The sequence below is a fragment of the Paenibacillus sp. FSL P2-0089 genome (assembly GCF_038595095.1).
GTDB lineage: Bacteria > Bacillota > Bacilli > Paenibacillales > Paenibacillaceae > Paenibacillus_AQ > Paenibacillus_AQ silagei.
The window spans coordinates 2,822,585-2,836,736 of record NZ_CP152006.1 but is presented as its reverse complement, the minus strand read 5'-3'; the positions used below and the strand labels follow the sequence as shown (position 1 = coordinate 2,836,736).

The following is a 14,152-nucleotide window of genomic DNA, read 5'->3' as shown; positions in this document are numbered from 1 at the left end:
TTTAAATAGTTTTCGTATAATATTGACCGGGGCCATAGTATTTAACAGCTTTGTTTAACAACTCTCACATCTATAACATCTATTAATTAGATATATTCACCGTAACCCCACCAATCCCCCTACTATTTCCATAGCCGTCGTGGGCATACATATGGGTGATGTACACGCCAGTTTCATTCCCATGATTAGCAAAAGGAATCCGAACTTTCCATTTGGACGAACTCTCGCGTTCCCCTTGATACCAATTGAGATCATCTTGGCCATTATGATTCGTCCACGTCGGGAATTCCAGCCGGGTTACATTAGCCGGTATTCCGTCAATAGAGACTTCATAGTAACCGTCACTGATCTTAGCATTAACAGGTGCTTTCAATATCTGTGAATTCGTGACGTCATATTCCCAAGCTCCAAGGAATTGGCCACTGGAATAAATATGAGTAACATACTTGCCTGTCTCTGAATGGTGCCTAGAGTACACGAGCGTTGCTTTCCATACGCCGTTCCCGACTTTAACCCCTTCAATCCACTCAATATCATCCTGATTATTATTAGCCGTCCATGTCGGAAATTGTACACTCTGGATAGACGGATCTACCCCATAGATGAATACGTCATACGAAACACCGGACAGATCGGTCTCTTTAGATCCCCCTGCTCCGCCTAACACATTGACTACTTTGCCGCCCACTCCTGTTTTGTTCCCATACCGATCAAATGAATAAATGTGTGTAATATAATTTCCCATTTCAAAGTTGTGTGTACTGAACGGTATCTTAATTCTCCAAGATCCGTCTGCAAGTCTTTCACCTGTTATCCAGGGATTGACCAAGTCATCTTGTCCCATATGCTCTGTCCACGTAGGGAAGCGTACCTCTTTAATACTCTCCGGTATACCATTAGCCTGCACAGTATAGAACCCGTCAGCCAGCGAAGCTTGTTCAGGTGCTGTAATCGTCACTCCGTTGTTCCGGACTTCTGCACCTACATCACTAACCATTTTCCCATCCGCATAAATATGTGTAATATATGTACCTGTCTCTCCACCATGTCTATTAAAAACTACAGTTCCTTTCCAGACTCCATCGGCCAGTTTTTCCCCTACGATCCACTCCACATCATCCTGGTCCTTCCAGGCAGTCCAAGTTGGAAAATGTACTTGCTGGACATTAGGCTGAACCCCACGGATATAAATATCATAGGATACTGAAGATAGATCGAAGACATAGGGTTCGGATGAATTCATCTGGCTGCGCTTGACCAGATTTCCGTTAGCATCATATGTATATTGAATCATTGAGCGGTCCGGCAGAATTTCTGTATCCAAGCGCCCATGATTGTAGGTATAAATACGCTGCGGAGATGAACCAATGGCGTCAACAACGATATGGTTCGTACTGGATGCTTCAGCAATGGCAGAGGAAGCTGCATATCCTAAGATTAGGATAGACAGGAGGTAGAACTTCTTTACAAGGTTCAAGATTTTCATACTCACGAAATTTCACGCTCCATTACTCACTATATTTCAATACCATCAGTTAAAAACAACAGAGAGAATATCTGAAAGACCCACAGAGTAGCCGAAGTAATTCTCTGAGATTAGTATTGTTAGGATTTATTGATCCCGAACTCACTAAGTTGAAAATAAAAACCTCCGTTATCATCGGTACCCAGTTTGGTCGCATATACACGTACATACCGTGCCAAGATGGGAGCATTGAAGGTGAACGTTTTAATATTCCCATTGTTAACATAGCCGGTGTAAGACTGTCCCTTTACGTCTGTCCAAACTTTACCGTCTACGCTGCTCTGTATTTTAAAATCGACCGGAAAGCCCAATGTTGCTCTTGGAATCAGTTGAATGCCAGCAATTTTTTGGAGCATACCGGAATCTACAGCTACCCACTCTGTACTTGTTGACGGATAGCGCGCAATACTTGACCACATGGTTGAAGTGTTTTGGTCTACCACTCTAGATGCGGACCAGCCACTTATTGCAGAAGAAGCTGCTACATTTGACAAATAGACCTTAATCTCAGCAAGCTGAAAATAGTATCCTCCATTATCATCTGTCCCAAGTTTGGTTGCGTAAATTCTCACATAGCGGTCAATAACAGGGGCATCAAAGTTAAAGGATTGAACAGATCCATTGTTGACATATCCTGTGTAGGACTGCCCCGGGACATCTGTCCAAGTCTTAGCATCGCTACTGCTCTGTATTTTAAAGTCAACCGGAAAGCCCAATGTTCCCCTTGGATATAGCTCAACTCCTCCTATCATCTGTATGCTCCCAGAATCTAAGACGATCCATTCTGTACTCTCAGCCGGATATCGCGCTATGCTTGACCAGGTTGTTGTAGCATTCTGATCTACCAGTCTGGACGCAGGCCATCCCCCAGTTGTGGATGAAGTCGCAACCGTAGAAGGCTTAATCTTAATTTCAGCAAGCTGGAAATAAAATTGTCCGTTATCGTCCTTTCCCAACTTCGTGGCATATACTCTTATGTATCTTGCAATTACCGGTGCTTCAAACTGAAAAGAATGAGTCGAACCGTCATTGACAAAATTGCTGTAGGTCTGACCAGGGAGATCTGTCCAAGCCACTGCGTCGTCACTAGACTGTATTTTGAAGTTTACCGGAAAAGACAGCTTCCCCCTTGGAGTTAATTCGACTCCGCCTACAATACCACTTTTGCCTAGGTCAGCAGCTACCCATTCCATATCGCCTTCGTTACCTCTATTTACACTTGACCATACTGTTGCCGAATTGTTGTCCCTAAGTTTGTAAGGCTCCCAGCCCTCTATACTAGAAGAAGTAAAAACAGTGTATCCTGTAGAAGCAATCTTTCGTTTGAGATTCCCGTTACGGTCATATACATAATAGAAACTATTGTTGTTTGAATCTATTGTGTAATCTAGTCTGCTCCCCCCAGAATCATAATGATAGATTGTCGTGTTAAGATTATTAGATGATTCAGCATTCACAGAGATGGAGGTTAAAATAAGAATTAAAAACATCAAACCTATTATTTTATAGCCTTTCATTTCAATCTCTATCCTCTCTTAAATTAGGTTTTTTGAACCATCGAGATAAAAGATATAAATCATTTCTTCTCCACTTTCAGTAAATTACCGTTCTTATCATATGTATATTGGATTGTTGATCCGTCTGGCAGGATAGTACGCAGAAGCTGGCCTGCTGCATTATACTCATGCTGAAGTTGATTAAAATCCGTACTGACTGCAACGCGTACAAAACCTGCTTCCCGGCCGCTTCCCTTAATGATCAAGTCCCCTCTTCCGTCGCCACTCACATCGCTGAACCATAAATCATCACTATCAATCATTCTACTGCCAGAGTTCCAGGTCCAGTAAGGATAGCCACTTCCAGTACTCAAGGATGCATACAACCAGCCATCGTTATAACCCACATTTTTCCCAACCGATATCATATCGGCCTTACCGTCTCCATTAATATCTGAGAACCACATGGTTCCGCTGTCGTCGATCATCCGTTTGCCGCTATTCCATGTCCAGTATGCATAGCCTGCTCCATTACTCAATGAGACGAACACATATCCGGAATTTGCTGCACCAGGCTGAGCTTTGGAGATCATATCGGCTTTGCCGTCACCATTGACATCAGCAAACCACTGAACATCGTTGTCGTTAACCATTCGAGCCCCGGATGTCCAGGTCCATGGATTATAACCGCTGCCAGTACTTAAAGAGACATACATCTGACCCGCATTGATTGCTCCGGAATGCCCTTTTGCGATCAAATCTGCTTTACCATCCCCATTCACATCTGCAAACCATGCTGTATCTTGTGGATTGAGCATTTTGATTGAAGACGTCCAGGTCCAAGGCTGAAAACCCGAGCCCGTACTTAATGACACGTATATGTATCCTTCATTCCAGGCACCTGCCTGTCCGACTGAGATTAGATCTGCTCTTCCATCCCCGTTGACATCCTCAAGCCATAATGGACTATGATCATCAAGCATCCGAATGCCAGAGTTCCAGGTCCATGGCTGGTATCCGCTCCCAGTGCTCAAAGAGACGTACACTACCCCAGCATTCCATGCCCCAGGTTCTCCTTTAGAGATTAGGTCTGCCTTACCATCCCCGTTCACATCAGCGAACCACATTGAGCTATGGTCATCGATCATGCGGGAGCCAGAATTCCACGTCCATGGCTGAAATCCAGTCCCGGTGCTTAAGGCAACGTAGACAACTCCAGCATTCCACGCCCCTGCCTCACCTTTGGAGATCAGATCCTTCTTGCCATCCCCGTTCACATCCTCGAACCACATTTGACTATTGTCATCGATCATACGGCTAGTTGTGGTCCAGCTCCATGGGAGGTACCCAGTATGCTTATTTAGATTGGGGGCTCCAGCTGCGGAAGTATTTGTACTGATAATAAATGAACAAAGTATAGTAATGACCAGAAATAGAGTTTTGCATTTTTTGAAGTTCATGTTAGTTTTAAGCCCTCTCTTTAATTGAATGACTTCCTCACTCATCATAATTTACCGCCCCGCACATTTAAACGGTTGTATTTTGTCGAAATAAAACTTATATTGTCGATTGCGTACTGTTTTAGTCACATTATCAGAATGGAGACTTCTTTAATTTACAGAGATTGCCGAAAAGGCTATAATCCTCTAAGAATTTATTTAGGGGGATTAAGAGAAATGGGTGTAATCGTAAATAAATATCGTTCAAAATTTATTATGTTTGTGTTGGGAATGCTTCTTTTTTTGATATGGGACAACGATGTGTCTTTAGCAGTTCAGTATAATTACAAAGGTTCTACAGGACAGCTCAGCAGTGTGACTTATGATGATGGAACGGTCATTATTTATAAACATGACATGAATGGTAATCTCACCTCTAAAAGCAAACTTAAAACACCTGTAGTTCAAGCACCCGCAGAAGCGACTTTATTAGATAGCTCCTATGAGGTATACGCCTATGGGGTTAAAAAGGAAGCCAAAAACGTTACCTTTCCTACTTGGACGGCTTTTAATGGTAATGATGACTTAGCTTCTCCCTGGGTAGCCGGTGAAAAAGTCTCGGATGGTATTTGGAAAGCTGTCGTTCCTTTTAGCAAACATAATCAGGAGTCTGGATTGTACTACAATGATGTCTGGGTTGATGGTGTATATTTTGGAGGAACCACTACAGTTGTTAAAAGAAATAAGGTTACTCTTCCAGAGAAGGTGAATTTTAAGGATGGAGCCTATGATATTATCGTTGAAGGAGTAAGTGAAGCAATAACTAATATGACCTTCTACACTTGGACTGAAGCCAATGGTCAGGATGATTTGAAGCAAAATAAAGGGCAGAAAGTATCGCCAGGAGTATGGAAAATGACGGTTCCGTTAAGTGATCATTTTTTCGAGACAGGTATATATACTACCCATATCTATACAACTGACTTATACGGAAATAGCACTGGAATCGGTGTTCAGACTCAAGTCCATTCCTCTGTAATTGCTCCCTCTGAGGTATATCTATTGGATAGTTCGTATGAAGTCTACGCCTATGGAGTCAAAAAGGACGCCAAAAATGTTTCCTTCCCCACTTGGACGGCTTTCAATGGTAATGACGATCTAGCCTCTCCTTGGGTAGCCGGTGAGAAAGTCTCCGATGGCATTTGGAAAGCTGTCGTTCCTTTGAACAAGCATAATAATGAGTCCGGGTTGTACTATAACGATGTCTGGGTTGATGGTGTGTATTTTGGAGGGATTACCACCATTGTTAAAACCAATACGATTATCATTCCAGATACAGTTAGCTCAAGGGCTGGTTCATACGAAATAACAATAAAAAACGTACGTGAAGATATTTCTAAACTTACCTTCTATACTTGGACCGAGTTACATGGTCAAGATGATATAAAACAAAGCGGAGGACAAAAAGTATCACCAGGAACATGGAAGATTACCATTCCTCTCAGTGAACACAATTACGAGACTGGCACTTATATAACTCACATCTATACCACTGACCCTCTTGGAAATAGCTCTGGAATAGGTGTTAAAACCATTGTAATCAAATGATATTCTCATCTGAGCAGCCATTGGATAAACAGCACTTAATACCAACCACAAACAACCCCGCAGCAGAATTTACATCTGCTGCGGGGTTCTCTCTATCCCAGTCAATCTATCCTAACCCGCCACTTACCTCCAGCCTACTCCGTGCGCCCCCGAAGCAAAGCGATCGCTGCCAGCAGGAAGGAGACCAGCGAGATGCCGAGGGTAATGTAAACCATCGGCGAGGTGCCGGTGCTGGTGCCTTCCTTCTCCACAATGGCCTGATGCTCGTCCATGGTCATGGTGCCGTTGCCGGACATGTCTGCGGCACCGTGGCCGTGACCGCCATCGGCGCTGCCGGAGGCTTCAGCGATGGCGGTAATGGAATGCGGGGATTCCGAGCCGGGTTCGCCGGACCATTGCACGAGGCTGCCATCCGCATAGTGCTGATAGGCATCCCAGGCGATATCGCCTGCGGAGTCCGGGTTCTTGGCTGTGAAGTAGAAGCGCTGGAACTGTCCGGCCTGAATGCCGCCATCCTTCGCAATCCAGCTCACCTTATTCCCCTCAACCGTTACTTCCCAGCCGGGAGTGGCTTCGTATTGCTTAAATTCCGCGCCTGCCGGAATCCGCAGATCCACCTGGACGGTGGCGCTTTCTTTTTCAGACGGTACTTTCAGGGTATACGTCTCCCAGGCCCCCGTGCTGGACTGGGCTGGACTAACGGTTACGTGGGCACTCGCCACGGCTGCGAACAACAGTAGTGCGGCGGCGGCCGGTGCGGCCAGTGCTGCTATTTTGCGAAACATTCTATTCAATGAAATCTCTCCTATTCTCTAATAATGGATATTGGGCCTGTCCACGCTATCTTAAGCTCTATCTCTTCCCCGGAAAATCCCGCTCCCGCGAAGCCAGCCCCTGCTCCAGGGCGTACCTTGTGAGCTGCGTGCGGTTCTGAAGCTGAAGCTTCTGCAGAATGTTCTTCAGGTGATTCTTAACCGTATGCTCGGAGATCCCGAGGGTGGCGGCAATCTCCTTATTGGTGGACCCGGAGGATACACAGCCCAGTATCTCCTTCTCCCGCGCCGTTAATGCCTCCCCCTCCTCCTTGACGGAGGTAACCGCGAACTCCTTTAGAATCTGGAACGCCAGCTCCCGGCTCAGCGGCACCTCTTCGCTTACAATCGCCAGCAAATATTCGATCCAGGTAGACGGGGCCAGGTTCTTCAGGAGGTACCCCTGCGCTCCCTGCTTAAGCGCTTCGAACAGATAAGAGATCTCATCCGACACGGTGACGATGACAATCCGGACATACGGGTATTCCAGCTTAATGCGCCGCGTGGTCTCCAGACCATCCATTCCCGGCATTTCGATATCGATCAGAATGAGATCCGGCATCCATTGCCCGGTCCAGACGATCGCCTCCGCTCCGCTGGCCACCGCACCAATCACTTCAAACCGTTCATCCAGCCCCACAATCTCGGTCATCGCTTCGCGTGCATGCGCATGATCATCGACGATCAGCACCCGGCAGCGTTCCATCCTGCGCACCCCCTTTTACAATTTCTACAGTGGTTCCGTCCGCTCCTGAGTGAAGTTGAAGCGCCCAGCCCATACTACGGGACCGTTCCCTCATAATCTGCAAGCCATAGCTGCCGTTCACCGCAAAAGGATCGTCATGCTCAATTCCAGCACCATCATCTGCAATGGTTACACGCCAGCCATGCACATTCCCTTGGCCCGATACGGATACCTTGCCCGCACGTGTGTGCTTACGCACGTTGATAATCGCTTCACGAATGCAGGACAACAGCTCTGCCTGTTCCGCCGGTGTCAGTGCCTGCTCCTCCAGATGCCAATCCAGCGATACCTCGATCATGACTTCTCCGGCTATTGCCACCAGCTGCTCATGGATAGAACGCTCCAGCGAGAAGCTCTCCGCGCCGCTCACCGGCACCTTCAGATTGGCAATGGCCTGACGTACATAACGGTTAACCTCGTGAACGGTCTTCTTGATCTGATCCACACTGTCCGCGCTGATGCCGCCATCCTTGCGGCCGTGCTCCAGCCGGTCGATCCGTACAGAGAGCAGGAACAGGGACTGGGCCATGCCGTCATGCAGCTCTTTTGCCAGTGCCTCCCGTGCTTCCATCGCTCCGGTTGCCGCCCGCTCCTGCTCCAGCTCCCGCTGATTGCGCTCCATGAGGCGAAAGAGCGGCAGCAGCAGAATAATACTGAAGAGAAATACCAATACAGGTGTTAAGAAGTTGCCTGTGTCCATAGAGATGTACGGCATCAGGAACTGATGTCTCACCCACTCCCAGATACCCACCATGACCGTTGGAATCAGCAGAATAAGCACTTTAATTCGGGTATACGTCACAGTTCCCTCCTTAATTTCTGTTCGTTATTTTACCATTTCCGGGTGATCTCCGGCATGACTCTTTAGGGCTATGCCCGTCCGCATATGTTACAGAATTAAGTATTTAAAAATTAAATCATTCTCTTCATAGCTCCCATCGTCCTATCATAACGGTTAGCGAAACAATATCCGATAGGTTACACTAGGAATGACATTTAATCAAGAATACATTCATACTGACAATACAGGAGAGATATTGAAATGAAACGGATTACGATTCTAATCGCCGACGATGATCCCGACATTGCCGATCTGATCGGACTGCATTTGGAAAAAGAAGGCTACCACCCCATAAAGGTTACAAACGGCCCGGCAGCAGTGCAGGTCATCCAGTCCAGGCATATCGACCTGGCGATTCTGGATATTATGATGCCCGGGCTGGACGGGTATGAGGTGACCCGGCAGATCCGGGAGCAGCATGGGCTGCCGATTATTTTTGTGAGCGCCAAGACTTCGGATCTAGACAAAATCACCGGTCTTGTCATCGGCGCCGACGATTATATGACCAAACCGTTCAATCCCATGGAGCTGGTCGCCAGAGTGAACGCGCAGCTTAGACGTTCTATGAAGCTGAACCAGCCGGTTACCGAGCAGAAGGCCGTGGTGGAAGCCGGGGGACTGATCGTCGATCCGGACCGCCGTTCCGTGACCTTGTACGGACATCCCGTGGAGCTGACGCCGAAGGAATTCGATATCCTGTATTTGCTCGCCAGCTACCCGAAGAAAGTATTCAGCGCCGAGCAGCTTTTTCAGCAAATCTGGGGTGAGGCTTATTATGAAGGCGGGAACACCGTGATGGTCCATATCCGCACCCTGCGTAAAAAGCTCGGCGATGACCAGAATAAAAATACATGGATCAAAACGATCTGGGGAGTAGGGTACACGTTCAATGGCTAAACTTGTCCGCAGCTTCCGCTTCAAAATGATATCGCTGCTGGTACTCAGCATGATTTGCTCCGGTGCTATTACCTTTGTACTCTACAAAAGCCTGCAAATGTATTATACCTCTCAGGTGAAGTATGAAGACAAGCTGACCCGCTTCCGTTATCTGATTGCCGATTTCGGCGACCTGAATTTCTTCCTGATCTTCTTCATCCCGCTGGCGCTGCTGTTCTTCTTCCTGTTCACCAAGCCGTATGCCCGCTATTTCAAAGAAATCTCGCACCATATCCGCCTGCTGGCTAACGGGGATTTCAAAAGCCGGATTCAAATCCATTCTAACGATGAATTCGAGGATATTGCCGCTGATCTGAATCAGGCCAAGGATAAGCTGGAGGAAGCGGTGGAACGCGGGGACTTCGCGGAGAACAGCAAGGACAAGCTGGTGCTGAATCTGGCTCATGATCTGCGGACTCCGCTGACCTCTGTGCTCGGCTACCTGGATCTGGTGCTGAAGGACGGGGAGTTAACCGCTGAACAAGTGAAACATTACACCACGATTGCCTACACCAAATCACAGCGGCTGGAAAAGCTGATCGACGAGCTGTTCGAGATTACCCGGATGAACTACGGCATGCTTACCGTGGAGCAGCGCCCCCTGGATCTGAGCGAGCTACTGGTCCAGCTAAACGAGGAATTGTATCCTCTGCTGGAGAACAACGGGCTGACGGCCCGCACCCAAGTCACTCCACAGCTCAAAATTACCGGGGACGGGGAACTGCTGGCCAGGGTGTTCGAGAATCTGCTGACCAATGCGGTGCGTTACGGCAAAGACGGCCGTTATGTCGATGTCCGCTGCTACCCGGAGGGTGAGACCATCGTTGTCCAGGTCATGAATTACGGAGATAGGATTCCGGCAGAGGACCTGCCTTTTCTGTTCGATATGTTCTATACAGGTGACCGGGCACGGACCCATCAGGAAGGCAGTACGGGACTGGGGTTGTTCATTGCCAAAAATATCGTCGAGCAGCATCAGGGGACGATCTCCGTACAGAGTGACACGATCCGCACGGTCTTCGAGGTCCGTCTGCCGGGTCTGATCCACTAGTCTGGTCCAGCTATAGCAGTGTTGCCGTCCTTTTAGAATTTAGAAGGGCGGTTTTTTGCGTTGACACTTCAGGTGGAAACGGCTTTAGTTTTATCTTTTAAGAAAAACTTTATCTTTCCCCCACTTCTATTTAAACACACTCCTCTATGCTTAAGTCATTGAAACAAGGAGGACGAGAACATGAAGAAATGGTTAGTAATCATCGTAATTGCTGGACTGCTCGGAATGAAATGGATGGATAGGGACCAGGAGACCGCAACGAATGAACTGAATATAGAGACGGTACAGATGAGTGCAGATAACAGCTCTAAGAATCTGACGGTTATCCCGAAAGAGCAAATCTACCAAGGGAACCTGCTGCTGGTCAACAAGGATTACCCCGTTCACGATACAGGAGTCAGCCAGGACATCGTCCGTCTGCTCGATCATGAGGAGCTGACTTCCGGCTACCTGCTGCTGGATCACAAAACACTGCTCTCCAGGCAAGTCGCGGAGAAATTCACAGAGATGGTACATGCTGCAGCCGGGGAGGACATCAACAGCTTCCTGATCAGCAGCGGATATAGGGACAATGACAAGCAGCAGCAGCTATACGATGAAAAAGGGGCCGACTACGCTCTTCCACCCGGATACAGCGAGCATAACCTGGGCTTGTCGCTTGACATCGGTTCCTCCCAAATGGCCATGAGCCGTGCCCCCGAAGGGCAATGGCTACGGGACAATGCATGGGACTACGGCTTCATTCTGCGCTATCCCGAAGATAAGACCGATATTACCGGCATCAAGTATGAGCCATGGCATTTCCGTTATGTAGGGCTTCCGCACAGTGTGATTATGCGCGACAAGAACTTCACGCTGGAAGAATATCTTGAATTCCTAAAGGAGCAGAAGTCGATTGCCACTACCGTTAACGGGGTTGAATATCAGATCTCCTATATCGAAATTAACGGGAATACTCCTGTCCCTACCCCTGACGCCCAGCACGTTGAGTTCTCCGGCGACAATATGAACGGTGTGATTATGACGGTCTATCCTTAATGACTAACCCATATAACAGTACAATCTACAGAAAGCGGTGATGTAAAATGAATCAGGCACACAAGCAGACAAAGTACGGTCTGCAGGTACTGTTTACCGTCTACGTGTATATTTTGTTTAAAATCATTTTGTTCAAATTCGGGTCGATGGATCTCCCGTTTCTATGGCAGCAGCTTCAGCACAGCCCGGGCCATATTGCGGCCAGTCTGCAACGCGGAAATCTGATCCCGCTGGCCACTTTGACTAACACCTATCACCATATCAGCACTAGCACCGTCGTTAATTTCTTGGGAAATATCGCCTTGTTTATCCCTTATGGCATCTTCCTGGTGCTGCTCAACCCGAATGGAAGAGGCAGCGGCTCCTTCACCGGTGTACTGGTATGGTCCTTCGCGTTAAGCGCGGTTCTGGAATGCTCGCAGGCCGTCTTCTATATTGGAACGTTTGATGTGGATGATCTGCTGTTGAACACCTTCGGCGGAATACTGGGATACATGCTGATGAGGCCAATCCTGACGATCTATATGACAGGCAGACAAGGGTCCTCCGTCACCCAGAAGTGACGGGGAGCCCTGCTGTCCGTTCGCCCTGCTCACAAGGGAGAGATATAGCGGCCATATTCGATGGCTAGCTCTGTGAAGCCATTGCCTTCCTGCTTCAGGAAAAAGCTGTTCACACCCTCCGCTCCCCACCAGTTGAGCCCAAGCAGCAATCCGTCTGCCGAATGTGCTGCGAACAGCAGGGAGAACATCTGCGGATTCACCTCACCGCCATCATCGACACGCCAGACTGAATATTCATTATCCGTAATCTCCGAAGGATAGTCCTTGAAGCTGAGCTTCCCGCCTTCCACCAGCACAAGGCTGAACAGCATATCCTTATCTTGTCTTACAAACTGCACCAGATAGAGCTGTCTGTCCGGGCCCAGCCCGGCCAGCTTCCAGGCGGACTGGATCTTCCGTCCTTTGGCGGCTGCTATACTCTTGCGAAGCGGATCACCGGCCGCAAGCTGCGGGCCTGCCGGGTCAGCGGGCTGAAGCTCCAGCAAGGCTGCCTGCGGAAAGACCGCAGAATCAACCAGAACATAGGTCTCATCCCGCATCGCTGCGTCACCCTCTACCTTGAACAGATACCCGGACAGATTCGGAATATTATTCGCCAGCTCCCGTCCGTTGTTGTTCTCGTTACCCGTCTGCCATTTCTCCAGCTTCACAGCCAGCACCTGGCCTCCGTTCCCGATGGCAGTGTTCAGGGACTTCATCTGCTCCCCGGCGCCCTCCTCTTCCCTGGTGACCATGATATGACTCCCGGTCTCACTCGCGAATCCGAAGACTGGCTGCAGCTTGGCAGGGTCGAGCAAGGCAGCCGGGGCTGGAGAAGCCGTAGCTGACGATGATGCTGTCGGAACCGCACTTGGCGGGCTATCCGTCTGCTGAGCAGCTGGCGATGGACTGCCGGTAGACGGCCCGGCCGATGCTGCTGCACTGCTGGCAGCGTCATTGCTATTCGTTCGGGCACACCCGGTCAGGCTAAAGACTATGGCTGCTGCAAAAATAAGACTTCCGGCCGCTCTTACCCTGTGCCGGAAACTGTGCTTCGCTTGATTCATAACGGTCCTCCAATATAATTTAGTCGAAAATCCCCATGCTGAGGTAACGTTCCCCGGTATCGGGCGCGATACATAACACCCGCTTCCCCCGTCCCAGGCGCTGCGCCTCCTGCAAGGCCGTCCAGACTGCGGCTCCGCCTGAAGGTCCGAGCAGAATTCCCTCGGTACGGGCCAGTTCTCTTACCATCTCCAAGGCGTCCTCATCGGATACCTGCACGATCTCATCGTAAATGCTGGTATTCAGAATCGCCGGCACGAAGCCCGGGCTGGTCCCCACCAGCTTATGCGGCCCGGGCTGGCCGCCGGACAGCACCGGCGAACCCTGCGGCTCCACGACAACCACGCGCAGCTCCGGCAGTCGTGCGCGCAGAGCCTCGCCGGTTCCGGTGATGGTGCCGCCTGTCCCGGAAGTGGCAACGAAGACATCCAGCCTCCCTTCCATCTGTTCCAGAATTTCCGGCGCGGTGGTGGTGCGGTGAATATCCGGGTTCGCCTGATTCTCGAACTGCTGCGGGATGAAGCTGCCAGGGATCTTCCGTCCCAGCTCCACCGCCTTGGCAATCGCACCGGGCATCCGCTCCGCCGCCGGAGTAAGCACCACTTCCGCCCCGTAGGCTTTCAGGATATTGATCCGTTCCTTCGTCATATTATCCGGCATGATCAGGATCGCCTTATACCCTTTCGCTGCCGCGTTCATCGCCAGTCCAATCCCGGTATTCCCGCTGGTCGGCTCGATAATCGTCCCGCCCGGCTGCAGCCGTCCGTCCAGTTCCGCCTGCCGAATCAGATTATAAGCCGCCCGGTCCTTGACGCTGCCGCTGGGATTGAACATCTCCAGCTTCACATACAGCTCCGCGTCCTCCGGTCCGGTTACCCGGTTCAAGCGTACAACCGGCGTGCCGCCAATCAGCTCTGTAATATTATTGACTACCCGCTTCGTCATGGGTGTGCCTCCTTTGTTTCGGTCCTTATCCTATGCACGATATAACACCCATTGTATAGTTACGGGATAGCATTTGTCGATTATCAGGTGCAGCAGTAAAAGCCGCCTC

At 49.3% G+C, this 14,152-nt stretch carries 13 protein-coding genes; 5 read left to right on the top strand and 8 right to left on the bottom strand.

Translation table 11 applies throughout. The annotated features are described in order from the left end of the window. Window positions 1-82: 82 nt before the first annotated feature. The 3 genes from NST69_RS11440 to NST69_RS11430 form a co-directional block, all read right to left on the bottom strand. The gene (locus NST69_RS11440) at window positions 83-1,486 is read right to left on the bottom strand and encodes a GBS Bsp-like repeat-containing protein (protein ID WP_342550155.1); all 1,404 of its coding nucleotides are present in this window, start codon (window positions 1,484-1,486) and stop codon (window positions 83-85) included. 119 nt (window positions 1,487-1,605) lie between these two features. After that, on the bottom strand, window positions 1,606-3,042 hold the full coding sequence (locus tag NST69_RS11435) for a discoidin domain-containing protein (RefSeq protein WP_342549355.1): 1,437 nt from the start codon (window positions 3,040-3,042) through the stop codon (window positions 1,606-1,608). Window positions 3,043-3,101: 59 nt separating this feature from the next. Continuing rightward, window positions 3,102-4,529, bottom strand: coding sequence for an FG-GAP-like repeat-containing protein (locus NST69_RS11430; RefSeq protein ID WP_342549354.1), 1,428 nt, complete (start codon window positions 4,527-4,529; stop codon window positions 3,102-3,104). 168 nt (window positions 4,530-4,697) lie between these two features. Between NST69_RS11430 and NST69_RS11425 the strand changes: the two genes are divergently transcribed. After that, a complete protein-coding gene (locus NST69_RS11425) occupies window positions 4,698-6,068 on the top strand; it encodes a GBS Bsp-like repeat-containing protein (RefSeq protein WP_342549353.1) in 1,371 nt (456 codons plus the stop codon). Between the two features lie 134 nt (window positions 6,069-6,202). Here NST69_RS11425 and NST69_RS11420 read toward each other — a convergent pair whose 3' ends face one another. The 3 genes from NST69_RS11420 to NST69_RS11410 all read right to left on the bottom strand — a co-directional run bounded on the left by NST69_RS11420 (window position 6,203) and on the right by NST69_RS11410 (window position 8,427). Beyond that, the gene (locus NST69_RS11420) at window positions 6,203-6,853 is read right to left on the bottom strand and encodes a DUF1775 domain-containing protein (RefSeq protein ID WP_342550153.1); all 651 of its coding nucleotides are present in this window, start codon (window positions 6,851-6,853) and stop codon (window positions 6,203-6,205) included. 67 nt (window positions 6,854-6,920) lie between these two features. Further along, on the bottom strand, window positions 6,921-7,586 hold the full coding sequence (locus NST69_RS11415; protein ID WP_036729613.1) for a response regulator transcription factor: 666 nt from the start codon (window positions 7,584-7,586) through the stop codon (window positions 6,921-6,923). Then, a complete protein-coding gene (locus NST69_RS11410) occupies window positions 7,555-8,427 on the bottom strand; it encodes a histidine kinase (protein ID WP_342549352.1) in 873 nt (290 codons plus the stop codon). Before NST69_RS11410 ends, NST69_RS11415 begins: the two co-directional genes overlap by 32 nt. Window positions 8,428-8,667: 240 nt before the next feature. On the opposite strand from NST69_RS11410, the gene NST69_RS11405 reads away from it, so the two are divergent. The 4 genes from NST69_RS11405 to NST69_RS11390 all read left to right on the top strand — a co-directional run bounded on the left by NST69_RS11405 (window position 8,668) and on the right by NST69_RS11390 (window position 12,054). Then, on the top strand, window positions 8,668-9,363 hold the full coding sequence (locus NST69_RS11405; RefSeq protein WP_339255891.1) for a response regulator transcription factor: 696 nt from the start codon (window positions 8,668-8,670) through the stop codon (window positions 9,361-9,363). Next, complete coding sequence (locus NST69_RS11400) at window positions 9,356-10,453, top strand: HAMP domain-containing sensor histidine kinase (protein WP_339313878.1); 1,098 nt, start codon at window positions 9,356-9,358, stop codon at window positions 10,451-10,453. The genes NST69_RS11405 and NST69_RS11400 overlap by 8 nt, the downstream gene beginning before the upstream one ends. A 180-nt stretch (window positions 10,454-10,633) precedes the next feature. Then, window positions 10,634-11,491 (top strand): M15 family metallopeptidase, encoded by an 858-nt coding sequence (locus NST69_RS11395; protein ID WP_342549351.1) that lies wholly within the window; start codon window positions 10,634-10,636, stop codon window positions 11,489-11,491. A 47-nt stretch (window positions 11,492-11,538) separates the two neighbouring features. Beyond that, window positions 11,539-12,054: a VanZ family protein gene (locus NST69_RS11390; RefSeq protein WP_342549350.1), complete on the top strand. Its 516-nt coding sequence runs from the start codon at window positions 11,539-11,541 to the stop codon at window positions 12,052-12,054. A gap of 29 nt (window positions 12,055-12,083) precedes the next feature. Here NST69_RS11390 and NST69_RS11385 read toward each other — a convergent pair whose 3' ends face one another. Continuing rightward, window positions 12,084-13,100 (bottom strand): hypothetical protein, encoded by a 1,017-nt coding sequence (locus NST69_RS11385; protein ID WP_342549349.1) that lies wholly within the window; start codon window positions 13,098-13,100, stop codon window positions 12,084-12,086. Between the two features lie 19 nt (window positions 13,101-13,119). Continuing rightward, window positions 13,120-14,043 carry a cysteine synthase A gene (gene cysK, locus NST69_RS11380; protein ID WP_036729630.1) on the bottom strand — a complete coding sequence of 308 codons (924 nt, stop codon included), beginning with the start codon at window positions 14,041-14,043 and terminating at the stop codon, window positions 13,120-13,122. Window positions 14,044-14,152 lie beyond the last annotated feature (109 nt).

Excerpts from the sequence above, each read along its gene's own strand:
- NST69_RS11390 (WP_342549350.1), top strand. The coding sequence starts at position 11,539 with ATGAATCAGGCACACAAGCAGACAAAGTACGGTCTGCAGGTACTGTTT.
- NST69_RS11420 (WP_342550153.1), bottom strand. The coding sequence starts at position 6,853 with ATGTTTCGCAAAATAGCAGCACTGGCCGCACCGGCCGCCGCCGCACTA.
- cysK (WP_036729630.1), bottom strand. The coding sequence starts at position 14,043 with ATGACGAAGCGGGTAGTCAATAATATTACAGAGCTGATTGGCGGCACG.
- NST69_RS11435 (WP_342549355.1), bottom strand. The coding sequence starts at position 3,042 with ATGAAAGGCTATAAAATAATAGGTTTGATGTTTTTAATTCTTATTTTA.
- NST69_RS11405 (WP_339255891.1), top strand. The coding sequence starts at position 8,668 with ATGAAACGGATTACGATTCTAATCGCCGACGATGATCCCGACATTGCC.
- NST69_RS11425 (WP_342549353.1), top strand. The coding sequence starts at position 4,698 with ATGGGTGTAATCGTAAATAAATATCGTTCAAAATTTATTATGTTTGTG.
- NST69_RS11400 (WP_339313878.1), top strand. The coding sequence starts at position 9,356 with ATGGCTAAACTTGTCCGCAGCTTCCGCTTCAAAATGATATCGCTGCTG.
- NST69_RS11415 (WP_036729613.1), bottom strand. The coding sequence starts at position 7,586 with ATGGAACGCTGCCGGGTGCTGATCGTCGATGATCATGCGCATGCACGC.
- NST69_RS11395 (WP_342549351.1), top strand. The coding sequence starts at position 10,634 with ATGAAGAAATGGTTAGTAATCATCGTAATTGCTGGACTGCTCGGAATG.
- NST69_RS11385 (WP_342549349.1), bottom strand. The coding sequence starts at position 13,100 with ATGAATCAAGCGAAGCACAGTTTCCGGCACAGGGTAAGAGCGGCCGGA.
- NST69_RS11440 (WP_342550155.1), bottom strand. The coding sequence starts at position 1,486 with ATGAAAATCTTGAACCTTGTAAAGAAGTTCTACCTCCTGTCTATCCTA.
- NST69_RS11430 (WP_342549354.1), bottom strand. The coding sequence starts at position 4,529 with ATGATGAGTGAGGAAGTCATTCAATTAAAGAGAGGGCTTAAAACTAAC.